The sequence below is a fragment of the Borreliella valaisiana VS116 genome (assembly GCF_000170955.2).
Lineage (GTDB): Bacteria > Spirochaetota > Spirochaetia > Borreliales > Borreliaceae > Borreliella > Borreliella valaisiana.
This window is the reverse complement of sequence record NZ_ABCY02000001.1, coordinates 760,948-786,486: the sequence shown is the minus strand read 5'-3', so window position 1 is coordinate 786,486 and position 25,539 is coordinate 760,948. Positions and strand designations below refer to the sequence as shown.

The following is a 25,539-nucleotide window of genomic DNA, read 5'->3' as shown; positions in this document are numbered from 1 at the left end:
CAAAAAACCTTTTGAGTTTTCTAAAAACTACTATTAAAGCCTAAAACTAGCATTATCACCGTAAAGGTTATTTCTCAAATCCCTAATCTTAGCATCATCAATATACTCAGAAAAAGTCATATATCGATCAATTATTCCGTTGGGAGTAAATTCAATGATTCTATTGGCAACAGTATCTATAAATTGATGGTCATGTGATGTAAAAAGAACAACTCCTTTAAACTCTTTAAGCCCAGCATTTAAAGATGTAATTGCTTCAAGATCTAAGTGGTTTGTAGGTTGATCTAGAATTAAAACATTTGCTCCGCTAAGCATAGCCTTAGCAAGCATACATCTTACTTTTTCTCCTCCCGAGAGAACATTTACCTTCTTTAAAGCTTCGTCTTGACTGAAAAGCATTCTACCTAAAAATCCTCTAATATAAGTTTCATCTTGTTCTTTTGAATACTGACGCAACCAATCAACTAAATTCAAATCTAAATCAAAATATTTCCCATTATCTTTATTAAAATATGAAAAATTCACAGTAGATCCCCATTCATAATGACCTTTATAATTTTTATCTTCGTTTGTAATAATATCGAACAAAAAAGTTGCAAACATGGGATTTCCCAAAAAAACAATCTTTTGCTGGGGTTCAATAATACTGCTAAATTTATTTAAAATTAAATTCCCTTCAAATTCTTTTGTTAAATTTTTAATTGTAAGAACATTTTTACCAAGTTCTCTTTCGCTTTTGAAATTAACATAAGGAAACTTCCTTGAAGAAGGCTTTAAATCTTCAACCTTTATTTTTTCAATCAACTTTTTCCTTGATGTTGCTTGTCTAGACTTAGACGCATTACTGGAAAATCTTTGAATAAATGTCTTAAGTTCAGCAATTTTATCCTCAGATCGCTTTTTAGCATCTTTTAATTGCTTATTTAAAATCTGACTTGTTTCATACCAAAAATCATAATTTCCAACATACACTTGAATCTTTCCATAATCAATATCAACAATATGAGTACAAACTTGATTTAAAAAATGTCTGTCGTGAGATACAACAATAACTGTATTTTCAAAATTAATTAAAAATTCTTCTAACCATCTAACAGATTGTAGATCAAGGTTATTAGTAGGCTCATCAAGAAGCAATATATCAGGCTCACCAAAAAGAGCTTGGGCTAAAAGAACTCTGACCTTTAAAGCCCCTTCAATATCACTCATTAAATTATTATGAATTGACTCATCTATTCCAAGACCTTTAAGAAGAACTGCTGCATCAGATTCAGCCTCGTAGCCTCCAAGTTCTGAAAATTCTGCTTCAAGCTCCCCAGCTCTAATTCCATCCTCATCACTAAAGTCAAGTTTATTATAAATTTCATCTTTTTCTTTTTGAACAGAATAAAGTCTTTTGTGACCCATAATAACAGTATCAATAACCTTATACGCATCATAAGCAAATTGATCTTGCTCAAGAGCCGCTACTCTTTGATTTTTAGGAATAAATATTTCACCCTTAGTAGATTCAATAATTCCACCTAGTACTTTTAAAAAAGTACTTTTGCCTGCCCCATTAGCACCAATTATTCCATAACAATTTCCAGAAGAAAATTTAATATTTACATCTTTGAATAGAACTCTCTCTCCAAATGAAACTTCCAAATTATTTACAGTTATCAAACCATTACCCTGCCTAAAATTGATATTCTAATATCAAAATTATCTTGAAAATTAATTTAATTTTCAAGCACTATATAAATATATTGACTCAACTCTCAATTTTTTCGTATATTTAATATTATTAATATAAGGAGATGTTTGAAATGAAAAATATTAAGCCTTTAGCTGATAGAGTTTTAATAAAAATTAAAGAAGCTGAGAGTAAAACAATCTCAGGTCTTTACATACCAGAAAATGCAAAAGAAAAAACAAATATCGGGACAGTTGTAGCCATTGGTTCTAAAAAAGAAGAGATCACTGTAAAAGTTGGCGACACTGTACTTTACGAAAAATATGCAGGAGCTGCTGTAAAAATCGAGAATAAAGAACATTTAATACTAAAAGCAAAAGAAATAGTTGCAATAATAGAAGAGTAAAAAGCTAAGTTTAGCTACTTAGCTTTAATCTTTATAAAAGATTTTTTATAAGATTATTGAAAAATAAGGTTTTAGTTTTAGTATGAATAATAAAGGTACTCATAGTCCAAAAGAGAAAGTAGAAATGGTAAAGAGTTTCGTATTTCTAAAAAAAGAATTGCTAAAATTTACAAATATTCATAAGTCAAAAATTTTATTAAAACTTATAATCTTAAACAAAAATTAAAAATTTATTATAAAAACTTATTATTCTGATCAATCAAATTAAAAATTTCAAGCTTACAGAATTCTGTAAGCTTGAAAAATAAAATTAAATGAAAAATCTAATTTTTAAAGAAAGCACCATATATTCAAGCAAATTCGATGACATCTATTACAATCCAAAATATGGAATTGAAGAGAGTTTTTATACATTTATTAAAGGCTGCAATCTGGATTTAGAATTAAAAACAAAAAAAAATCTTCTCATAGCAGAGCTGGGATTTGGAACAGGATTAAATTTTATATGTCTTTTAAAATTCATAAAAGAAAACAACATAACCTCAAAAATTAATTATTATTCTATAGAAAAATTTCCACTTAAAAAAAACACAATAATGCAAATTTCAAAGTTCTTCGTCAAAGAAAATGATTGTTTCAAATTAATGTTAAAACATTATCCTAAAATTCCCAAAAAAAATTTAAAACTAAAAATAACAGAAAATGTTAATTTAAAAATTTTAATTGGAAACGCTAAAATAAAAATTAAAGAAATTCCAAAAAATGTAGAATACTGGTTTTTAGATGGATTTAATCCTAAAAAAAATCCTGAAATGTGGAACAATGAAATATTTAATTTAATTTCTGAGAAAAGTAGCCCAAAATGTAAGCTTTCAACATTTTCTTCTGCAAGAATTGTAAAAGATGGATTAAAACTTGCTAATTTCAAATACATTCACATAGAAAAAGGATTTGGAAATAAAAGACATATGATAAGAGCTCAAAAAAATTAAAAAAATATCTTTAATATAAGTCGTTTAAAAAACCAAGTCCAACAAATGTGATATACTATCAAATAGAGAAAGGGAAATTTTAATGCCAAAAAAAATATTCATTATAACCTTAATCTTTTTAATATCTAATAATTATATTTTTGCAAAAGACACAATTAAAGATTTGTTCTTTATAAAAGATATATTAATAAAAAAAGAAAAATACTCTGAAGTTCTAAATAATGCAAGCCTTGAAGGCATTATTGAAATTGAACATAACGAATCATACATTAAAGATCACGATTCAGAAGTTAAACTTATTCTAAAAGAAAAAGGATATAGAAGAAATTTTGACTTTTTTAATCTTTTAAATACTAGCATTATAATCAAGAGTTTAAACTTATTTGATGACAGACCAAAAAGTATTAAAGAAAATGAAATAATATTATTAGGCACAAAAATGATTAAAGAAAATCCTAATAAACGATACAAAGACGATGATGATTTTGAATTAAAATTGAGCGTAACTCGCAAAAGTAATCAAATTTATTTAATTCTTGATTTTGAGTTTATTTTTGATCAAAGAAAAACATTCCCATCAATTTACATTAAAGAAGAAGACGTACCAACAATAATAAGTAGCTTCATGAAGCTACAAGATTCAAATTTTTTATCTCCTCAAACATTACGTAACAATTAAGAACTCAAAATGCTATTTCTAATAGCAAGCACACCTTTTGCCAAAAAGCTAATCATAAAAATTCAATTACATAATAATTTTTAAATTTTTCTAAAGATTTTTTAAATTAAAAATATAACTATTTATCTTATTAATTAAAGAAGAAAATTCTACAAATTTTAATTTTTCAGATTCAATAATTTCCTTAGGAGCATTCATTAAAAAATTTTCATTTTCAAGTTTCTTTGAAACAGCAATTTTAAGCATTTTATACTTTTCAAGTTGCTTTTCAAGTCTTATCAACTCCTTAGTTTTATCTATCAATGGCTTAACATCTGCATAAATTTCAAAACCAACTACAGCCACACCAAGCATGCTATCATAATTTTCATTGTAAAATATATTTTTAAAATTAAGCATTCTTTTTGCAATGCTTTCTTTAGCCTTAAAGTATCCTTCATATTTAAAATCAACATCAAATTTCAACGCAACATCAATTTCAATGCCAGGAGATATATTAAATTCACTCTTAAGCGTTCTAATAGCCACAATGAAAGTTTTAAATACTTTAAAATTTTCAAATTCTTCTTGAAAATTATTGGCAATATCAAAACTTGGATATTCATTTAAAGCTAAAATATCTCCTTTTTCTGAAAATTCAGAATAAATTTTTTCTGTAACAAAAGGAATAAACGGGTGTAAAATTAACAATGCTTTTTTAAGAAAAAATAATAACTTAGAAATAGCCATATTTTGAATATCAACATTTTCACTATTTAGATCAATTTTACTAATTTCAATATACCAGTCACAAAAATCATTCCAAAAAAACTCATAAATAAATTTTGAAGCTTCATTGTATTTATAATTTGCAAAAGAAGACTCAACACCAAGAATGGTTGAATTTAAGCTTGTAAGCAACCATTTGTCAATATCGTTAAATTTCAAATCATTTAATATTTCTCTATTTTTTAAATTCAAAAGAATAAATTTGGAAGCATTAAAAACCTTGTTTGCAAACTTAGCTCCAAACATAAAATCCTTAGCATCAATATTTAAATCTTGACCTTGAACAGACAAAAATGATAAAGTAAACCGTAAAGAATCACTTCCATACTCATTAATAATATCAAGAGGATCTATTCCATTGCCCAAGGACTTTGACATTTTTTTACCTTGCTTGTCACGCAAAAGAGGTGTGATATAAACATCTTTAAAAGGAACTTGCCCTGTAAATTCTAATCCCGCCATTACCATTCTTGCAACCCAAAAAAATATTATATCGTAAGCTGTAATTAAGGTATTTGTTGGATAATAATTTTTAAAATCACTAGTAACATTAGGCCATCCAAGCGAAGAAAAGGGCCATAGCCAAGAAGAAAACCAAGTATCAAGAACATCTGGATCTTGAACAAACCTCTTCCCCGCATTCTTTTCATCTAAAGAAGGATCAGTATCACTAACAACAAGCTCAGATGTATCAATATTGTACCAAGCCGGTATTCTATGTCCCCAAACAAGCTGTCTTGATATACACCAATCTCTAATATTTGATAACCAATATTTATATGTATTTTCCCACTTTTTAGGATAAAATCTTAATTCACCATTCTCTAAAGCCTTTAAAGCCTTGTCTGCCAAAGGCTTCATACTCACAAACCACTGAGTAGACAAATAAGGTTCAACAACCTCGCCCGATCGATAACAATGTCCAACCTGTTGCCTATGTTTTTTAACCCCTTGCAAAAACCCTTTTTCCATCAATTCTATCTCTATTTTAAATCTTGCATCCTTCATACTTAATCCTTGATATCGTAAAGGAACATTTTTATTAAGTTTCCCATCTTGAGTTAAAATATTGACCTTGGGAATATTATGCCTTTTTGAAATTTCAAAATCATTAGGATCATGAGCAGGAGTAACTTTTAAAGCCCCAGTTCCAAAAGCACTATCAACATAAAAATCTGCAATAATTTTTATTTTTTTAGTTGTCAAAGGAATCGTGACCTCTTTGCCAACTAAAGACCTATATCTCTCATCATTGGGATTAACAGCAATAGCAGTATCCCCAAACATCGTCTCAGGCCTAGTTGTTGCAATCTCAATAAAAGAAGAATCATCAATAAAATACTTAACAAAATAAAGCTTACCATCAACTTCTTTATACTCAATCTCTTCATCACTAACAACGCTCCCAGATCCAGGATCAAGATTAACAAGATATTCACCCCTATAAATCAACCCTTTAGAATATAAATTCTTAAAAACCTTGTTAACAGCCTTGCAAAAACTATCATCAAGGGTAAACCTTTCTCTTGAGTGATCATAAGACGCTCCAAGTTTTTTTATCTGCTTAACAATTACATCTCTATGTTTATCTTTTAATTTAAAAATTTCTTGAATAAGCTCTTCTCTTTCAAAATCATCCTTACTTTTACCAATATTTTTAAGATACCTTTCAAAAACAGCTTGTGTTGCTATTCCTGCATGATCTGTGCCAAAAAGCCACAAAGTATTGTGTTTTTTCATTCTTTTATACCTTACAAGAACATCTTGCAAAACAAAATTAAGAGCATGCCCCATATGCAACACACCAGTAACATTAGGAGGGGGTGCAACCATACTAAATTTTTCAAATAAAGAATTATTTGGCAAAAAAACATTATTTTCAAGCCACTTGTTGTAAATTTCATCTTCAAATGCCTTAGGATCATATTTTTCAAGAGGTCTACAATTCATTTTTTAAAAATCTCCTACCATATCAATAACGTTTAAATTTTCAAAAAGCTCTTCATAAGTTTTTGAATTTATAAGATTTGAGAAATATTTACTCTGTCTTTCTTTCTCAGTAAAATATATCTTAAAATATTTTTTAAGTTTATTAAAATCTTTTTTAAGTCCCCAAGTAGCATGAAAATCCTTTATATGGAATTTTAATATATTTAACCTAAAATTTAAATTACTATCCAAAAAGTGTTTTGAAGATAATTTAAATAAATTTAAATTTTTAAAAATTCCACGACCAAACATAATCCCATCAATTAAATATTTATCAACATAATATTTAGCATCCTTGAGACTCAAAACATCCCCATTGCCAATAATCAACGTAGAAGGACTAATATTATTTCGTAATTTAACAAGTTCATGAAAAATATCAAAATTAACAGGACCTTTGCTCTGATCAACAGCAAGTCTTGGATAAACCGTTAACATGTCAATTTTAAAGCTCAACAAAAACCCCAACCAAGCATCAACTTCTGGATATGAAAATCCATGTCTGGTCTTAACGCTAAGAGGTAAATTAAATTTTGCACAAGCTTCTTTACTTGCAAGAATTATTTCTTTAGCCAAAGATTTGTTATTAATTAAAGCAGAACAAACTCCTTTTTTAATTATTTTATTCTTAGGACAACCCATATTAATATCAATTCCCCAAAACCCCATGCCTCCTAATATTTCTATTGCTCTATAAAATTGCTCGGGAACATTGCCCCAAATTTGAGCAATTAAAGGCCGATTAAGTTCATTGGGTTTTAAAAAAACATGCTGAATAGATTGTTTTGATCCGTTTAAAATTCCCTTTGCAGAAATAAACTCAGTAAAATAAATATGGGGCTCTCCTTCTTTAGACCCTATTAAATGAATTAAATTTCTAAAAACAGTATCAGTAACGTCTTCCATTGGAGCTAAAATCATAATTGGAAGAGGAATATCAAATAAAAACTTCATAAAATGACTATATAATAATAAAATACGACTTTAAGCAAAGCAAAATAGCTGCTTAATAGATTTAGATTTTTACAAAAAAAATTGTAATTTTTAAAACAAAAAACTACTACAAAAGGACTGGCAATAAATAGCATAATCATAAGATTTTAAAAAATCAATAAACAATTTAAATACAAAAATAATTTAAAAAATTAATCCATAACAAGACTCTCGCCTGGAACTTTGGTTTTTCTTACTAAAGTATCTTTATATCCAGCAGATTTAATTAGCTCTATATTTTTTTGAACATCATCAGCATTAGTGGGAATAAAAACAGTATAAAACGGACCATGAGAATTTACTATAACAAAAAGACCCGCTTTTTTTAATATTCGATAAGCCCTATCAGCATAATCTTTTTTTCTATAAGATCCAACTTGTATGTAAAAATCTGTTTCTTTGTCGGCAGAACTTGAATAATCTGCTAATGAATTTGAAGATTTATTTTCAATAGAAATATTTCCCTCTGATTGCTTAATTTTCTTTTCTTCTTCAATCTTGGGAGTATTAAATGCTTTTTTAAAATCTTCAGATTTTGATACAAAAGGTCTTTTTTCATTTACACTTTCAATTACTTCAATTTTTACAGGAGCAACTCCTATTCCCAAAAAATCAAGCTTCTCAGCGGCATATTTTGACAAATCAATTATTCTATCCTTCCTAAAAGGACCTCTATCATTAATTCTTACAACAACAGATCTATTATTTAAAAGATTTGTAACCCTTACAGCGGTATTAAAAGGTAATTCTTTATGAGCAGCAGTAAGAGCCATCATATCAAATTTTTCGCCATTAGCAGTAGTTTTACCGTGGAACGCTTCGCCATACCACGAAGCAAGACCTACCGTAGCAGAATTTACATGAGAAGCAACAAAAAAAAACACAAAGAGAAAAACAAAACTTCTCTTATCTCTTACGATGATAGCATTAATTAAATTTCTCATAAGTTTATTATAGTACAAAAACATATTTCAATAAACAATTGAAATTGCAAATTGCTTATTTGCATTTTTTTTGATTTAATTATAAAAAGAAAAAAGTCTAAAAAATGATATCAACAGAAATAATTCGCAGTAACCAAATACAAAAAGCAGCAAAACTTATCAAAATGGGGGAACTTGTTGTATTTCCAACAGAAACAGTTTACGGAATTGGTGCAAATGCTTACAATGAAGATGCGGTAAAAATGATTTTTTTAGTAAAAAAAAGACCTATTAACAATCCTTTAATAGTTCACGTTGACACGGTAAAAAAAATAAAAGAACTATCAGAATATATTCCCAAAAGTGCTTTAATGCTAATCAAAAAGTTTAGCCCGGGACCTTTAACTTATGTTCTTAAAAAATCAATAAAAATATCTAGATTTGTAAGTGGAAACTTAAACACAGTAGCAATAAGAATTCCAGCAAATAAAATAGCTTTAAACTTAATCAAAGCATCTAAAGTTCCCATAGTAGCACCATCTGCAAATATATCAAAAAGACCAAGCTCAACAAACTTTGAAATGGCCTTAAAAGAATTAAATGGACTTGTAGGTGGAATAATAAAAACAACAGAAAACAAAGACTTTAATATTGGAATTGAATCGACTGTGATTGGATTTGACCTAAAAGATAACGTACTAATACTAAGGCCAGGCGCAATAACAAAAAAAATGATAGAAAAAGAGCTTCAAGGACAATATACAGTAAGTTACGCAGAAACAACAATAGAGTTAGAAAAATCGCCTGGTAACATAATAGAACATTACAAACCAAAAATTCCTGTCTATTTATTTAAAAGCCAAGACAACATAAGAAGATATTTAAACAAAGATACAAAAATACTTATCACAAAATCTACTCTAAAATCCTATTTATTTAATTTTTTATGGGATAAAAAAAACATTACAATATTTAATACTCTTGAAGAGTATGCACAAAATCTCTACAAAGAACTAGTCAATTCTGAAAACAATTACAAAAAAATCCTTAGTGAATTCGTAAAAGATGAAGAACTTGGTTACTCAATAAACAATAGAATCAGAAAAGCCAGTTCAAATAGATTCATTAATTAAACATAAAAATTCATTAGTAAAACAATGCTAAGTCTAAAAATAAACGTCTAAAGCCATAGTACAATAACCTATTTCCTTTCAAACCCAACAAAGCCAACAAATACAATAAAAAAACTTAAATTTTTTAAGCATTACGAACAAATTTTAACATAAGAAGAATTTTAATCTTTTTATTAATTGAAATAATCATGGATTAGCATAGTATACTCAAGTGGTATTTTGTCCTCATCAAAAGCAATACCAAGCGCAAAAAACTTTCCATTGGGCGTCTGAATAACGCTTAAACTTTTTGATTTACCCTCAATAAAAATTTCTTTATCCATAAATTCAAAACTAAAAATCAAATCAATTGCATCTTCCTTGACATCCCCATAATCAAAAGAAGAAATTACTAAAGCACCCCCATAAGATAAATCTTTTATTAAGCATTTATGTTTTGACCCATTAAACTTAATAAAAGCTTTATCAGAATCAATTTTTAGCTTTCTAATAGAATCTTTATCAACAACAATCCTTTCATGAATTCTCTGATTTTGCCCAAGTTTTAAATCAAGAAGCTTTCCAACCTTAATAGCAATCTCTTCTGGCACAGGAGATAAAAATTCCAATGCTAATAAATTATATTCTTTATCTTGAGAAGAATAGGCAGAAGCACTTAACAATTTAACAGACAAAAATGGAAAAAAAGCTGTACTATTTTTAGGATCTGAATTTTTCTTAAGTTGAATAGAACCTAAATTTTTATTTTTAGCCAAAGCTGGCAATACTGTATCTTCTTGAAAAATAAGCTTAATAGAATCCATAGAAATAGAATAAATTACTCCAAGAACAGAATAAGTACCTACCCTCATCTCAATAGTATTGCGAAGATTTAAAAAACTATTTATCTCTGTACTCATTTTAATTTCTTTACCTCTATACTTCGCCCCATAATCTCTTATTTTTCTCGATAAAAGCATAAACCTCTCCTTACTCCTTTTTTTTGGATATAAAAAATAAAAATACTAAACAACGCTTAAAACTGTTTAAAACAAAAAGTCATAAACAAGCTTAATCAACAATCAATAAATCTACTCTTAAAATCAAAGACATACCACCACCCACCCCACACAGCATCTATTTAATTAACAAAACTTTAAAAATGCTGCTTACATAGTGTAAAATTATAACAATAATTTTACACTATAACAATCAACTTATAACATTATTAATTCTTATGCACTTATAGTATACTTTAGTAAAAAGTATGAACTTAAATAGCTTTAATTTTAAAAAAATAAATAAGCATAAGCTACTTATTTATTTAACATATTTCGCAGTTAGCTTTTCTATTATCACACTGTCATTAGCAATATCTAAGACTATAAACATACAAAAAGATAAAAATTTTGGATATATAAATCCAGCAATTCCTTCAAGACTTTTAGATGTTAATGGAAAACAAATAACTCAATTTATATCTGATGAGAATAGAGAATTAATGCCCTTGAGAAAAATGCCTGATAATCTAATTAATACACTTTTAATAAGAGAAGACATTGGTTTTTTTTCTCATCGAGGTTTTTCCTTAATAGGAATATTTAGAGCCGCATTTAATATTGTTCTTGGCAGATATTTTTCAGGCGGCAGCACATTAACCCAACAACTTGCAAAACTTCTCTACACAAATCAAGCAAGAAGGTCTATTTTAAGAAAACTACATGAAATATGGTGGGCAATCCAACTTGAAAAAAAACTCTCAAAATACGAAATACTAGAAAAATACCTTAATAAGGTTTATTTTGGAAACGGAAACTATGGAATAGTTGCAGCATCAAAATTCTTTTTTGGCAAAAGTGTAAATAAAATCAATACAGCAGAATCCGTGATGATGATAATTCAACTTCCGAATGCAAAGCTTTATTCACCTCTTTACAATCCAGAATTTTCAAAAAAAATACAACGCGCGGTTTTAAATCAAGTTGTATCAAATGGAATAGTAAAAGCCGAAATTGCCGAAAAAGAATTTAATGAATATTGGCAAAACTATGATTGGACTAGAATGGCTGATACATCTGCAATTTCAAACAAAAAAGACCAGGCCCCTTATTTTTCTGAATATATAAGACAAAAAATATTAAAATATTTGCCAGATGGTGCAAACATATATAAAGATGGGTACTCGATATATTCAACTCTTGACCTTGAAGCACAAAAACACGCAGATAAAGTTACAAACGACATGATTAATAAAGCAAGAACAATGCACAATTTAAACAGATCCTCTGAAACAATAATTATTAATTCAGAAATTGTCCCTGTAGTAGATGCAATATCAGATCTATTAGGAATTAAAAATTTAAGAATAAATGGAAGACAATATAAAAAACTAAGAAAAAGAAAATTTTACGAAGACAATATTGATCTAATTGCAAGCTTTGGAGCTATACTTGGAATTGATAAAATAGATAAAGCAACAAAAGAATATATTATCAAAAATAAATTAACACCAAAATTCATTGCACAACCTGAAGGGGCAATGATAGCAATAGACACAACAAGCGGAGCAATAAGAGCCATGGTTGGGGGAAGCGGACATGCCAAAGATAATGAATTTAATCGCGCCACACAAGCAAAAGTCCAGCCTGGAAGTGCATTCAAAACACTATATTTTGCAGCAGCAATTGATCTAAAAAAGATAACAGCTGCCACAATGTTTTCAGACTCCCCAGTAGCATTTCTAGATAAAAACGGAGAAGTCTATGCTCCAGGAAATTATGGTGGCAAATGGAGGGGTAACGTTTTAACACGCCAAGCATTAGCTTTGTCTTTAAATATTCCAGCATTAAGGATATTAGATAAGCTGGGTTTTGACTCTGCAATTGACTACTCCTCAAAACTACTAGGCATAACAGATCCAAAAGAAATAGAAAAAACGTTTCCAAAAGTTTATCCACTAGCACTAGGCGTAATATCGGTTTCTCCAATCCAAATGGCAAGGGCATTTGCAATTTTAGGGAATAGCGGCAACAAAATTGAACCTTATGGTATAAGATACATTGAAGACAGAGCTGGAAGAATAATAGCAAATAAAGAAGCAAGCATATTGGCTAAACTAAAAAGTAAAGAACATCAAACTCAAATAGTGTCTCCTCAAACTGCTTATATCATCACAGATATGATGAAATCAACAATTCAATACGGAACCTTAGCAAATCAAAGATATACAAATCTCAAAAATTTTAAATCTGACATTGCTGGAAAATCGGGTACAACACAAAATTGGGCAGACGGATGGGCAATAGGATACTCTCCTTACATAACAACAGCATTTTGGGTTGGATTTGACAAAAAAGGATATTCACTAGGAACATCAGGAACAGGAACAGGATTGGCAGGACCTAGCTGGGGAGAATTCATGGCAGAATATCACAAAAACTTACCTAAAAAAGTTTTTGTAAAACCTGCAGGAATAATTAATATCCCCGTGCAAGCAGAAACAGGATTATTACCAGAAGAAATTGCTGACGAGAAAATAATAAATGAACTATTTATTTCCGGAACCCAGCCAATTGAAAAATCAAAATACTATGAAAATAAACTAGAATTTAAAAATACAATAGAATTCAACATATATGGAATTGACGAAATTAATAATAGCAATGAAATAAATTTTGACACTCCTGAATTTGAATATCTTGATAATAATCTTGAAAACCTAAAAAATAACAACAACGATCTTGAGAGCGTTAACAATAATGAAGATCAAATAGAAATGAACATTCAAGAACCCATAAATGAAATAGAAAATAAAAACTCACAACAAGATCCAATAAATATTGACAACAACGAAGAAATGCTTCTCAAAAATACCGAAGGCATTAAAGACGAAGTTATTGTTAATGAAACAAAAACAGAAACACAAAGCACAAAAGAATTAAATTCAAACAACAATGAAAATGAAAATGAAAAAATTAACAATAAAGACGTCAACGGAGAAGACATCCAATTGGATTAAAACAATATGCTAATAGATATCGATCAAATAAAAATAAAAAAAAGAATTAGAAAAAATGTAGGAGACCTTGAAACCCTTAAAAATAGTATTCTAAAACATGGGCTAATTTATCCAATAATAATAGATAAAAATAAAAATTTGATAGCAGGGTTTAGAAGATATCAAGCCTTAAAAGAAATTGGCTATAAAGAAGCTGAAGTAAAGGTAATCTCAATTGAAAACAAAAAAACCTTGCTTGAGATTGAACTTGATGAGAATAATGTTAGAAAATCATTTACAAGAAGTGAGGCAAACGCAGGTGAAGATTACTTAAAAATTTATTCTGAAAGCAATATAATAATAAGATTCCTTAAATTTATTATTTTAAAAATTAAAAACATGTGGAAAAAGAAAAAATAGAAAAATTTAAACCATAGCAAAGGGGTGTGTTTATGATAAATTACAAAAATCTTAATGAGCTTAAAAATTTTAAAATCCTTGAAGGAATTGCTCCAGAAGTACTTAAAACTGCACTAACCGGGAAAAGAATAAAAGAGTACGACATTACAATAGAAGGAGATAGTGTGCATTATAATTATGCTTCAAAGCAAATTAATGAAAACCATCTTAAAATTTTTCAAGATTTAAGCGATGAAGCAAATTTAATAGAAAAATATAAAGAAGTGCTTAATGGAGAAAAGATCAATATTAGTGAAAATAGAAAAGTCCTACACCACCTTACAAGAGGACAAATTGGCAAGGATGTAATAGAAAACAATAAAGAAAATATGAGGGAATTTTTTCAATCAGAACTTGAAAAAATATATAATTTTGCAAAACAAATCCATTCTGGAAATATTAAAAGTGCAAATGGCAAAAAGTTTAAAAATGTGGTTCAAATAGGAATTGGTGGATCCAGTCTAGGACCAAAAGCTCTTTATAGCTCAATAAAAAATTATGCAAAAAAACATAATCTAACCTTAATGAATGGTTATTTTATTTCAAACATTGATCCAGACGAATCAGAAGAAGTGTTAAGTAGTATTAATCTTGATGAAACGCTTTTTATTATTGTATCAAAAAGTGGAAATACATTAGAAACTAAAGCTAATATGCAATTCTTAATAAACAAATTAAAATCAAATGGCATAAAAGAATATAAAAAACAAATGGTCATTATAACGTTAAAAGACAGTCTATTAGCACTAGAGGAAAAAGGATGTCTTGAATATTTCTTCATGCATGATTCAATAGGTGGACGATTTTCTCCAACATCAGCAGTTGGGCTTGCACTACTCACTCTTTGCTTCACAGAAAAAATTGTAAAAGAAATTCTAAAAGGAGCCAATAAAGCTGATAAAAAAGCATTAAATAAAAACGTAAAAGACAATTCGCCCCTATTAGCAGCACTAATTAGCATATACGAAAGAAATGTTCTCAACTACAGTAGCAACTGCATCATTGCTTATTCTAAAGCAATGGAAAATTTTTACCTTCACTTGCAACAACTTGAAATGGAAAGCAATGGGAAAAGTGTAAACAGATTTAACGAAACAATAAACTATAAAACTGTAAGAATAATTTGGGGAGGCATTGGAACAGATGTTCAACACTCATTCTTTCAAATGCTTCATCAAGGAACAGATATAGTTCCAATGGATTTCATAGGTTTTAATGAAACACAACTTAAAGAAGATGTAATATCTGATAATAGCTCAAGCAATGACAAATTAAAAGCAAATTTAATAGCCCAAATAATAGCATTTTCAAAAGGCAAAGAAAACAGTAACAAAAATAAAAATTTCAAAGGAGAGAGACCTTCTGCACTAATATATTCAAAAGAATTGACACCTTATGCAATAGGGTCAATACTCTCCCATTATGAAAACAAAGTAATGTTTGAGGGATTTTTATTAAATATAAACTCATTCGACCAAGAAGGGGTTCAGCTGGGGAAAATTCTTGCAAATCAAATTTTAAAACTTAACAATTTTGAAGATGAAGTAATAGAATTTTATTCTAAAAAAATATTAAAACAAGATTAATTAATTTTAATATATAACCTTAAGTTTAAAAAAGAATGCACTAAGCTTGTACAAGAGGTAATAATGGATAAAATAAGTACATTATATACATTAATCAATATTATAATAATGCTTATTCTAATAAGCATCGTTTATCTTTGTAAAAGAAAAAATGTTTCTTTTACAAAAAGAGTATTTATATCTTTAGGAATAGGAATAGCATTTGGAACTACTATTCAATATTTTCATGGCACAAATTCATCTATAACAAACGAAACTATTAATTGGATAAACATTTTAGGCGAAGGATACGTAAGGCTTCTTAAAATGGTTATAATTCCCTTAATAATAACATCAATAATCTCTGCAATAATAAAATTAACCAACAGTCAAGATGTTGGAAAAATGAGTTTACTTGTAATATTAACACTAGTAATTACAGCAGGCATTGCTGCTATAATTGGCATTTCCACTGCTTTAATATTAGGATTAACAGCTGAAGGACTGCAAGCAGAAGCCAGCGAAATTTTACAAGGTGAAAAATTACAAAAAGGACTTGAAATATTAAATCAAACACCAATCACACAAAAAATAGCAGAACTTATTCCACAAAATATATTTGAAGATTTGGCAGGACTTAGAAAAAATTCAACAATTGGGGTTGTGATCTTCTCGGCTATTGCAGGAATAGCTGCTCTTAAAGCATCTATCAAAAAACCAGAATCAATAGAATTTTTTAAAAAAATAATATTAACGCTTCAAGACGTAATATTAGGAATAGTAACTTTAATTTTAAAACTAACACCTTATGCTATATTAGCCTTAATGACAAAAATTACAGCAACCAGCGAAATCAAAAGCATAATAAAACTTGGAGAATTTGTAGTTGCTTCCTACATTGCCATAGGTATTACATTCCTTATGCATATGGCATTAATTGCAATAAACAAATTAAACCCAATTACTTTTATAAAAAAAATATCCCCAGCACTAACATTTGCATTCATATCCAGATCTAGTGCTGCAACCATACCTATTAATATAGAAATTCAAACTAAAAACTTAGGGGTAAGCGAAGGGATAGCAAATTTATCAAGCTCCTTTGGAACATCAATTGGGCAAAATGGTTGTGCAGCACTGCACCCTGCTATGCTTGCAGTAATGATAGCACCAACTCAAGGAGTAAACCCTACAGATGCTTCATTTATATTCACACTTCTTGGATTAATAATAATAACTTCATTTGGGGCGGCTGGCGCTGGCGGAGGCGCAATAACAGCCTCATTAATGGTACTCTCAGCAATGAACTTTCCAGTAGGGTTGGTCGGACTTGTAATATCTGTTGAACCTTTAATTGACATGGGAAGAACAGCTGTTAATGTGGGCGGTTCAATGGTTGCTGGTGTTATATCTGCAAAACAACTTAAACAATTTAACCATAATATATATAATAAAAAAGAGTTCATAAACAACAAATAAATGGAAAAAAATCATGAAAATAATAATTATTGGGGGCACATCAGCAGGAACTAGTGCCGCAGCTAAAGCAAAACGCTTAAACAAAAATCTAGATATTACTATCTATGAAAAAACAAATATTGTATCCCTTGGAACTTGTGGTCTGCCTTACTTTATAGGAGGATTTTTTGACAATCCAAATACAATGATCTCAAGGACAAAAGAAGAATTCGAAAAAACTGGTATCTCTGTTAAAACTAACCACGAAGTTATCAAAGTGGATACAAAAAGTAATACAATTGTAATAAAAAATCAAAAAACAGAAAACATTTTTAGCGACACTTACGACAAGCTCATGGTAGCAACTGGTGCAAAACCTATCATCCCGGCAATCAATAATATCAATCTAAAAAATTTTTATACTCTAAGAGATTTAGAAGATGGTCAAAAAATAAAAAAATTAATGGAAAAAGAAGAGATTAAAAATATAGTGATAATTGGTGCTGGATATATTGGAATTGAAATGATAGAAGCAGCAAAAAATAAAAGAAAAAATGTAAGACTAATTCAACTAGACAAACATATCCTCATAGATTCTTTTGACGAAGAAATAGTTAAAATAATGGAAGAAGAACTAATAAAAAAAGGGGTTGATCTTCATACAAGTGAGTTTGTAAAAAGCTTAATAGGAGAAAAAAAAGTAGAAGGGATTGTAACAAACAAAAATACTTATCAAGCTGATGTTGTTATACTTGCTACTGGAATAAAACCTGCTACTGAATTTTTGGAAAACCAGATTAAAACTACTACAAATGGAGCAATAATTGTAAATGAGTATGGCGAAACTAGCATAAAAAATATTTTTTCTGCAGGGGATTGTGCAACTATTTATAATATAGTAAGCAAAAAAAATGAATATATACCCCTGGCAACAACAGCCAACAAACTTGGAAGAATAGTCGGTGAAAATTTAGCTGGGAACCATGTTCCATTTAAAGGCACATTGGGCTCAGCTTCAATTAAAATACTCTCTTTAGAGGCTGCAAGAACAGGGCTTACAGAAAAAGATGCACAAAAGCTTCAAATAAAATATAAAACTATTTTTATAAAGGATAAAAATCATACAAATTATTATCCAGGGCAAGAAGATCTTTATATTAAGCTAATTTATGAAGAGAACACCAAAACAATCCTTGGAGCACAAGCAATAGGAAAAAATGGAGCCGTAGTAAGAATGCATGCTTTATCAATTGCAATCTATTCAAAACTTACAACACAAGAATTGGGAATGATGGATTTCTCATATTCTCCACCATTCTCAAGAACCTGGGATATATTAAATATTGCTGGAAATGCTGCGAAATAGAAAGAACTTAATAATTTAATTCTTCATGCTAATCGGTTGTCCTGTGCTTGAAAGAACATCTCTCCAAAAAGAACCATTTGGATTAACCTTATTTCTGTCAATTACTGCCATCTTAATCGGTATATGCACAAATTTTGTACTCCACAAACTAATCAGCATTTTTGTCTTGCCAGACATTGCAGCATGCACAGCATTCGACCCAAGTCGAGCACAATAAAGAGAATCACTAGCATTAGCAGGAGAACTTCTAATAATATAACTAGGATCAATGTATTTGAGGGTAAATTGTATATTTTTTGCTTTAAAATATTCTGTAATTTTATCTTTAATGTAAAGCCCAATATCCTCATAAAGCAAATTTCCAGAATCATCTTTCTTGCGAGGAAAATTATCAAAATACTTTTGACCCGCTCCTTCTGCTATCAATATTACTGCATGAGGAATTTCTTCTAAACTTTCTTTCTCTAAAAGTCGTCTTTCAAGATGAACAAGAAATCCATTAGGACCTTCTATATCAAAATCAAGTTCTGGAATTAAACAAAAATTAACATCATTAGAAGAAAGCGCAGTATGAGCGGCAATAAAGCCAGAATCACGCCCCATAACTTTAACAAGTCCAATGCCATTATAAGCACTATTAGCTTCAAAATGAGCACCAGCAACAGCTGCAACCGCTTGTTCTACAGCAGTCTCAAATCCAAAAGATTTTTGAACAAACATAAAATCATTGTCTATAGTTTTAGGGATACCCACAACTGCTATTTTTAAATTTCTTTTTTCTATCTCCTCAGCAATAAGAAGAGATCCCTTTTGAGTACCATCTCCACCAATGTTAAAAATCATATTAATGTTCATTCTCTCCAAAGTGTCAACTATTTCTACAGGTTTAATACCACCCCTTGAAGATCCAAGAATAGTACCCCCAAATTTATTAATATCATCAACAACATCTGGATTAAGATTAATAAAAGGTGAATTTGACTCAGGTAGAAGACCTTGATATCCAAATTTTACCCCATAAATATTGCGAACCCCATAAATTTTCCATAAAGTTCGAACAATAGAACGAATAACATCGTTAAAACCAGGACAAAGTCCACCACAAGTAGTAATAGCAGCTTTAACATGCCTGGGCACAAAATAAATTTTTTCCCTGGGTCCAGCTTTTTCTAAAAGAACATCTTCATACTTATCCCCAGTATCCTCATTTCTATATACACTAAACTTAATTTTATTTTTTTCATTAACAAAATGTGAAAAACCCTCGCTAGCATAAAAATCAATCAAAGGATTGTTTTGCTTGCATTCTCCCAAACTATCTATTTTAAAATCTAAATTTTCATTCTTAATTCTATACACCCACTACTCCTTTATAGAATTATAGCCTAATTACTTTCTAATAAATTGACTTTGATCTTTAATCATATCGTATATGTCATCGTAAATATAAGGGGACCCCTCAATAGGAGATTTAATTAAATTACCAGCTATAAATTCAAAATATTTATTCAACTTTGAATTCTTCTCAAAATCAATAAATGGCACTCTATTATTAATAGCTTCTCTAAAACTTTTTGCAAAAGGCACAAAGCCTATAAACTCTATTGGTATATTAATATTATTCTTAACAACATTAATCAAATTTTCACACATAGCAATCTCTTCACTGGTTTCTATTCTATTTAACACCACTCTAGGATAAAAATTATTCATCATCTTCTTAACTTTCAAAGAAGAGCTCAAAGAAATAAGTTCAATCCCAACAACCAAATCTTTAAATCCAAGCTTTGTACCTTCAATCTTATCTTTGAAAAAATTACCAATATAATCGCGCTCAGGGCTTTTTTGCGGAAATCCCAAATATAAAAGACGATAAAGAGCATTCTTTAAAAAAGAATAAGCATTAAGTATGGAGGGGGTTTCTGGCACTGTAACAATTATACCACTATAAGATGCCAAATAAAAATCTATTGTATTATAAGAAGTTCCAGATCCTAAATCTAAAAAAATAAAATCAGCAATAAGATCTTTTTGAATGGATTCTATAATCTTTTTCTTAACAGAAAAAGAAAGATTGGCTGTTCCCGTATAAAGAGCATCACCTGGAATAAGATAAAGCTTATCATAAGATGTTTTGCATACTAAATCTGAAAAACTTTTATCCTTTTTATTAATAAAAGAACCAATGCCCACGCCTTTATTTTTAACACCCAAACACGTATGCAGATTAGAGCCTCCAAGATCAAGGTCAACAAGTATTACAGTTTTACCCAAACTAGAAAGCTTATAGCCAACATTTGCAACAAAAGATGTTTTTCCAACACCACCTTTACCACTTGCCACGGGAATAATTTTAGTCATTCTTGAACCCTAATTATCCTTACGATCTTTTTGAAAAATTTTCATAAAATTAAAAATCCCTACAAATCTCGATTTCTTTTCAGCATCTTTATTTAAATTTTCATCCTCTTTAGAAACCGAAATTAAATCTTTAATTAAATCTTTATTGTTTGTAAAATTTTCAATACTATCTGGTTTTCCACAAATTACGATTTTATCATCTTTTAAAAAAAAATAATCACCATCAACAAATTCATATCTAGAATTACTTAAATTCCTAACAGCAATAACTGTAATACCACATTCTCTTCTAAGATCAGCTTCATAAAGAGTTTTTCCAACATATTCCTTGGGAATAACAGTCTCAGCTACAATAATATCATATCCAATAATATTATAAGTTGAAAGATTAGGAGATACTAATAATGGGGTTAATCTTCTTGCAGCATCTTTACTTGGAAATATAATTTTTGTTGCACCAAGAGTTTTTAATATTTCAGCATCATCTCTATTTTCTGTCTTAACACATATTTCCTTCAAACCTAAAAGGTTACAATAGTGAGTTACAAGAGCACTTTTGCCAAGATCATCATCAAAGTCAATCACAACAGCGTCTGTATCTACAGGAATTATTCTTTTCAAAGCATTTTTAGTAAATTGTTCAACAACAAAGCTTTCTGTAGATATCACATCATATTCTTCAATAAGTTCTTTAGATGTATCTATAATAATAATTTGACAATCAAGTCTGCTTAAATCTTCAAGCAAGTGAATTCCTAAATTACTAAGTCCAATAATAACAAATGTTTTCATACACTTCACCCAACTAAAATATCTTGCCTTGGCCTTGTAAATTCCTCAAAACGCACCTTTCTTGAAACAAAAACAGCCATTGAAAAAAGACCTATTCGTCCTGCAAACATAGTAAAAATTATAGTGGCTTTACCCCAAAATGACAAATCCTGAGTTACTCCAACTGAAAGACCAACTGTTCCAAAAGCAGAAAATACTTCATAACCCAAATCAATAACTTTCCAATTGCCAGATCCTCCTTCAAAAAAAAGAAGCATGAAAAAAGAAAAACTTACGATAAAAATAGCTCTTGCAAAAAATAAAAGTGCAAATCTTATACTATCTATTGAAACCTTATAAGATCCTATAATATATCCATTGCCATTTTGATTTTTAACAACAGCTAATACAATTAAAAAAAATGTTGTAATCTTAATTCCCCCTGCAGTTGATCCGGGTGCCCCGCCAATAAACATAAATGGCAGAGAAACTATTTGAGTTCTTCCACTTATCAAAGAATTATCAAGATAATTAAAACCAGCTGTTCTAGTACTAATTGAATAAAAAATTGAATTACATATTAGAGTACCTATTGAATAACCATCTTTTAATTTATGCATCTCTGTAAAAAAGAATAAAATCGAACCAATTATAATTAAAATAAAACTTAACGAAAAAACTATTTTAGCATGAAGTGATAGTTTTTTTCTGTTCTTAATAGTATTCTTTACATCTCTATAGACCATAAACCCAAGCCCACCACAAATTATTAAAATAGAAACCACAACTATAGCTTCAGGAACATCTCGCCATGCATAAATACTCTCAGAATGCATAGAAAAACCCGCATTACAAAAAGCAGAAATTGTGGTAAATAAAGCCTCTAAGAATGAAATATTAACCCCCCTAAGTTTAAAACAAATAAGTATTAATATTAAACCTATCATTTCAATTGAAAAAGTTATAAATAATATGCTTTTTAAAATTCTAATAGGATTATATTCTATATTTGAAAGAGAGTATTGCTTTATTATTCTTGCATCTGTTAAATTCATTTTCTTTTTAGGTATAAGTAAATAAAAAGTAGTAATGCTTATAAATCCAAGGCCTCCAAGCTGAATTAGCAGCATTATTAAAATAAACCCAAAAGTAGAAAAATTTTCTATTTCAACCGTTACAAGACCTGTAATGCTTACAGCAGAAACAGCAGTAAAAAGAGCATCAATGTATGCTAATTTACCATCACCCTGCCAAGAAATAGGCAACATTAACAAAAGAGAGCCTATAAACATAATTAAAACAAAATAACTAAAAAGCAAAAACCTGTCGCTAAATTCAAATTTCAACATATCATACAAAAAGTTGTTTAAATTATTAAAAATTCATTTTATACAGCATAATTAGCATAATATTTTAACATTGAAATATTATCATAATTACATTATTTTTAATATATGTTTGAAGTAGAATCAAAAGCATTTATTCCCCCAAAAGAGTTAAAAAGAATTATTAAGTTAGCAAATAAAAAATTCAAGTTTATTAAAGAAGAAATAAAAACTGACATTTATTACTCGAACCCAAAAAAAATTATAAGAATAAGAAAATTAAATACTTTAGAAAAAATTGTCACATTTAAAAAAAAAATACTAGACAACAACAATACTATAGAAATTAATAAAGAGGTAGAATTTAAAATAGACAGTATTAATAATTTTTTAATCCTTATGAAAGAGCTTAAATTTAAAAAGCTATACAAAAAGATAAAAAAAAGTTTAATTTATCAAACTAATAATTTAAATGTAGAAATAAACGAAATAAAAAATCTCGGATTTTTTCTAGAAATAGAAAAAATAATTAACGATCAAAACGACATAGATTTAGCAAAAAAAGAAATTGACAGCATAATCAATCAATTTGGATTAAAAGAAAACCTTGAAACTAGATCCTACTTTGAATTACTTTCATTGACAAACCAAAGTAAAAAATAATTTATTGGAATTAGAACTTAAAGTAGAAACTACAAGCCCTTGATTGCCATAAATTCCAATCTGGGGACTAACAACATTGCTCTTAAAATGCTCCAATTTATTTAAAAAATACCAATTTTTATTCTTAAAATAAATTAATCTCACATTACTATTGTCTTCAAAAGCTAAAAACAAATTATTTTTATAAAGCCCAATATCAACAATTGAACCTTCCATTTCAACATTAGGACTTATATTGATCCATTTATTGCTTTTCAACGGACAAATACCTACAATGGGTCTATTTTCAGAAACCAAACTCATAATTATTTGATTAAAATTAGAATCAAAAAAACCCTTAATAAAATTAGCCATATAAACAGAAGGAATATTTGCATTTACCCAAGAATTTTCATTGTTTACAATAAATTCAGATTTAATCTCATTATTTGACTTATAATTATAAAAAATACCCAAAAAAGGTTCCGATATTAGTCCAATGTTTGATGAATTAACATTAGAATCACCTTTGCTTAAATAAGAATGTATTACATTAGTCCAAATACTTCCGTAGCCCATATTTGAGATTAAATTTATTTTATACTCACCCCCAATTTCCCTTAAATATGTCAAATACAACCTATCCTTTAAATCAATACTAATATTTAATAAAGATCCAAAATTTTCTATGTACCTAGGACTAATATCAATCCATTTTCTACTATTAAATTTTTTAACTACAAGCTCGCTAGTAAAATCAGACCCTGATTTCGTAACAAAAGCAATATATAAATTTCCTTTTGAATTAATTGAAAAATCAAAATTAACTATATTAATAATATTTCCATTAACAGATGAATCAAGATTAAACCAACCAACATCCTCAATAAACTCAGCAACTTTAATGTCTTCGCTATTTTCTAACTGATACGCAATATAAATATTGCTTTTATAAATCCTTAATACATACTTTTTAAGCTTGCCAGTTAAATTTAAAACAGGTAAATCTTTTAAAGTAAAAAATAAATCTTCTTTTTCAATCTTAGATGTTTTAGCTTTCAGAGAATTGCTATTCAAAATTGAAAAATCTAAATCTGTAAGCGAAAACTTTATGTTTTCATTTTTAGTACCAACGTATATTATTGCATAAAGACAATTTTTATCTAACCTTATTTTAAAATCTCTTTTTCTTATTTTATCAGTTATGTACTTTTTATTAGAAATATCATAAATTTTAAAAACAAAATCGGAATTTGAACTCTTATCTAAAGTTAAAATATAATCAGAAGATTTGCTGACTTTTAAATAAACACTACCCTTTCCATTTTTATTTAAAATACTCAACGGACTAATTTCCGTTAATATTTGATTGACTTGAGCTTGAATGGAAGAAAGTTTTGTAAATAAAAATATCAAAATTAATGTCTTATTTATTTTCATATTTTTTTATATTCAAGAATACAAACACATAATCTAAAAATGATAAAATTGCAAAAAGAGCAGCACAAACATACGTTGCTTGAACAACAAATAAGAATTTGAATTCAAAATTTAAAATGTAGCTAATAAAATTTTGAATCGGTTTTGTAAAGTTGAGTTGATTTAAAGTATAAAGCAAAAGACTTGCAAAAGTGCAAACAGCATAAAGAAATGACTTTAATTTTCCCAAAAAATTGGCTTGTTGAACTATATTAAACTGAATAATTAAATTCCTAACAAAACCAATAGAAATTTCACGATAAATAAATATTACAAAAAAATAATAAGGGGTTATGCCTTTGTAAAAGAAAAAAACAAAATAAGTTAAATGTTGCAAAACATCTGCATACGGATCTAAAATTTTACCCACATTACTAACAAAACCATATTTTCTTGCAATATACCCATCAATAAAGTCGGTAAATTCATTAAAAATGATTAAAAACCAAATCATTCCAAAAAACAAATATGGAAAAAATAGATTTTCCAAAAAAAACAAAATTAATATAATAAAGGAAAGTACAATCCTAGCTAATGTTATTTTATTAGGAGTAATAACCTTGATTAAATTATTCAATT

The 25,539-nt window shown here is 28.6% G+C and carries 21 protein-coding genes; 10 read left to right on the top strand and 11 right to left on the bottom strand.

Features of this window, described 5'->3' with window-relative positions; all coding sequences use genetic code 11:
• Nucleotides 1-33: 33 nt before the first annotated feature.
• On the bottom strand, nt 34-1,665 hold the full coding sequence (locus BVAVS116_RS03725; protein WP_006068521.1) for an ABC-F family ATP-binding cassette domain-containing protein: 1,632 nt from the start codon (nt 1,663-1,665) through the stop codon (nt 34-36).
• Nucleotides 1,666-1,808: 143 nt separating this feature from the next.
• Between BVAVS116_RS03725 and groES the strand changes: the two genes are divergently transcribed.
• The 3 genes from groES (at nt 1,809) to BVAVS116_RS03710 (ending at nt 3,752) form a co-directional block, all read left to right on the top strand.
• The gene (groES, locus tag BVAVS116_RS03720) at nt 1,809-2,081 is read left to right on the top strand and encodes a co-chaperone GroES (RefSeq protein WP_006068291.1); all 273 of its coding nucleotides are present in this window, start codon (nt 1,809-1,811) and stop codon (nt 2,079-2,081) included.
• A gap of 314 nt (nt 2,082-2,395) precedes the next feature.
• The gene (gene mnmD / locus BVAVS116_RS03715) at nt 2,396-3,073 is read left to right on the top strand and encodes a tRNA (5-methylaminomethyl-2-thiouridine)(34)-methyltransferase MnmD (protein WP_006069006.1); all 678 of its coding nucleotides are present in this window, start codon (nt 2,396-2,398) and stop codon (nt 3,071-3,073) included.
• A gap of 82 nt (nt 3,074-3,155) precedes the next feature.
• Nucleotides 3,156-3,752 carry a hypothetical protein gene (locus tag BVAVS116_RS03710; protein WP_006068542.1) on the top strand — a complete coding sequence of 199 codons (597 nt, stop codon included), beginning with the start codon at nt 3,156-3,158 and terminating at the stop codon, nt 3,750-3,752.
• 90 nt (nt 3,753-3,842) lie between these two features.
• Here BVAVS116_RS03710 and valS read toward each other — a convergent pair whose 3' ends face one another.
• From valS to BVAVS116_RS03695, 3 genes are all read right to left on the bottom strand, one after another.
• A complete protein-coding gene (gene valS / locus BVAVS116_RS03705; protein ID WP_006068329.1) occupies nt 3,843-6,470 on the bottom strand; it encodes a valine--tRNA ligase in 2,628 nt (875 codons plus the stop codon).
• A gap of 3 nt (nt 6,471-6,473) precedes the next feature.
• Entirely contained in the window at nt 6,474-7,463 is a 990-nt protein-coding gene (locus BVAVS116_RS03700) for a tRNA dihydrouridine synthase (RefSeq protein ID WP_006068444.1), read from the bottom strand.
• Between the two features lie 191 nt (nt 7,464-7,654).
• Nucleotides 7,655-8,446: a septal ring lytic transglycosylase RlpA family protein gene (locus tag BVAVS116_RS03695; protein WP_006068508.1), complete on the bottom strand. Its 792-nt coding sequence runs from the start codon at nt 8,444-8,446 to the stop codon at nt 7,655-7,657.
• Nucleotides 8,447-8,550: 104 nt separating this feature from the next.
• Between BVAVS116_RS03695 and BVAVS116_RS03690 the strand changes: the two genes are divergently transcribed.
• The gene (locus BVAVS116_RS03690; protein ID WP_006068727.1) at nt 8,551-9,558 is read left to right on the top strand and encodes an L-threonylcarbamoyladenylate synthase; all 1,008 of its coding nucleotides are present in this window, start codon (nt 8,551-8,553) and stop codon (nt 9,556-9,558) included.
• Between the two features lie 173 nt (nt 9,559-9,731).
• Here the strand turns inward: BVAVS116_RS03690 and plzA are convergent, their stop codons facing one another.
• The gene (gene plzA, locus BVAVS116_RS03685) at nt 9,732-10,517 is read right to left on the bottom strand and encodes a c-di-GMP-binding receptor PlzA (RefSeq protein ID WP_006068636.1); all 786 of its coding nucleotides are present in this window, start codon (nt 10,515-10,517) and stop codon (nt 9,732-9,734) included.
• Between the two features lie 287 nt (nt 10,518-10,804).
• On the opposite strand from plzA, the gene BVAVS116_RS03680 reads away from it, so the two are divergent.
• The 5 genes from BVAVS116_RS03680 to BVAVS116_RS03660 all read left to right on the top strand — a co-directional run bounded on the left by BVAVS116_RS03680 (nt 10,805) and on the right by BVAVS116_RS03660 (nt 18,382).
• Entirely contained in the window at nt 10,805-13,555 is a 2,751-nt protein-coding gene (locus BVAVS116_RS03680; protein WP_006068911.1) for a penicillin-binding protein 1A, read from the top strand.
• Nucleotides 13,556-13,561: 6 nt separating this feature from the next.
• Complete coding sequence (locus tag BVAVS116_RS03675; protein ID WP_006068383.1) at nt 13,562-13,954, top strand: ParB N-terminal domain-containing protein; 393 nt, start codon at nt 13,562-13,564, stop codon at nt 13,952-13,954.
• A 32-nt stretch (nt 13,955-13,986) separates the two neighbouring features.
• Nucleotides 13,987-15,579 (top strand): glucose-6-phosphate isomerase, encoded by a 1,593-nt coding sequence (locus BVAVS116_RS03670; protein WP_006068315.1) that lies wholly within the window; start codon nt 13,987-13,989, stop codon nt 15,577-15,579.
• A gap of 63 nt (nt 15,580-15,642) precedes the next feature.
• Nucleotides 15,643-17,037, top strand: coding sequence for an L-cystine transporter (locus tag BVAVS116_RS03665; protein ID WP_006068602.1), 1,395 nt, complete (start codon nt 15,643-15,645; stop codon nt 17,035-17,037).
• Nucleotides 17,038-17,050: 13 nt separating this feature from the next.
• Nucleotides 17,051-18,382: a CoA-disulfide reductase gene (locus BVAVS116_RS03660; protein ID WP_006068566.1), complete on the top strand. Its 1,332-nt coding sequence runs from the start codon at nt 17,051-17,053 to the stop codon at nt 18,380-18,382.
• 15 nt (nt 18,383-18,397) lie between these two features.
• On the opposite strand, the gene BVAVS116_RS03655 is transcribed toward BVAVS116_RS03660, so the two are convergent.
• Genes BVAVS116_RS03655 through BVAVS116_RS03640 form a run of 4 tightly spaced genes read right to left on the bottom strand, consistent with a single transcriptional unit; the run spans nt 18,398 to nt 22,863 of the window.
• Complete coding sequence (locus BVAVS116_RS03655; RefSeq protein WP_006068280.1) at nt 18,398-19,741, bottom strand: ATP-dependent 6-phosphofructokinase; 1,344 nt, start codon at nt 19,739-19,741, stop codon at nt 18,398-18,400.
• Nucleotides 19,742-19,771: 30 nt separating this feature from the next.
• A complete protein-coding gene (locus BVAVS116_RS03650; RefSeq protein ID WP_006068871.1) occupies nt 19,772-20,743 on the bottom strand; it encodes a MinD/ParA family protein in 972 nt (323 codons plus the stop codon).
• Nucleotides 20,744-20,752: 9 nt separating this feature from the next.
• Nucleotides 20,753-21,535 (bottom strand): potassium channel family protein, encoded by a 783-nt coding sequence (locus tag BVAVS116_RS03645; protein WP_006068971.1) that lies wholly within the window; start codon nt 21,533-21,535, stop codon nt 20,753-20,755.
• 5 nt (nt 21,536-21,540) lie between these two features.
• Nucleotides 21,541-22,863, bottom strand: a complete 1,323-nt coding sequence (locus tag BVAVS116_RS03640) for a TrkH family potassium uptake protein (RefSeq protein ID WP_006068713.1) — start codon at nt 22,861-22,863, stop codon at nt 21,541-21,543.
• 105 nt (nt 22,864-22,968) lie between these two features.
• On the opposite strand from BVAVS116_RS03640, the gene cyaB reads away from it, so the two are divergent.
• On the top strand, nt 22,969-23,502 hold the full coding sequence (gene cyaB, locus BVAVS116_RS03635; RefSeq protein WP_006068537.1) for a class IV adenylate cyclase: 534 nt from the start codon (nt 22,969-22,971) through the stop codon (nt 23,500-23,502).
• On the opposite strand, the gene BVAVS116_RS03630 is transcribed toward cyaB, so the two are convergent.
• Both BVAVS116_RS03630 and pgsA read right to left on the bottom strand, forming a co-directional pair.
• The gene (locus tag BVAVS116_RS03630) at nt 23,476-24,921 is read right to left on the bottom strand and encodes a hypothetical protein (RefSeq protein WP_040351348.1); all 1,446 of its coding nucleotides are present in this window, start codon (nt 24,919-24,921) and stop codon (nt 23,476-23,478) included. The two genes, cyaB and BVAVS116_RS03630, sit on opposite strands and share 27 nt — an antisense overlap.
• Nucleotides 24,908-25,537: a CDP-diacylglycerol--glycerol-3-phosphate 3-phosphatidyltransferase gene (pgsA, locus tag BVAVS116_RS03625; RefSeq protein WP_006068571.1), complete on the bottom strand. Its 630-nt coding sequence runs from the start codon at nt 25,535-25,537 to the stop codon at nt 24,908-24,910. Before pgsA ends, BVAVS116_RS03630 begins: the two co-directional genes overlap by 14 nt.
• Nucleotides 25,538-25,539 lie beyond the last annotated feature (2 nt).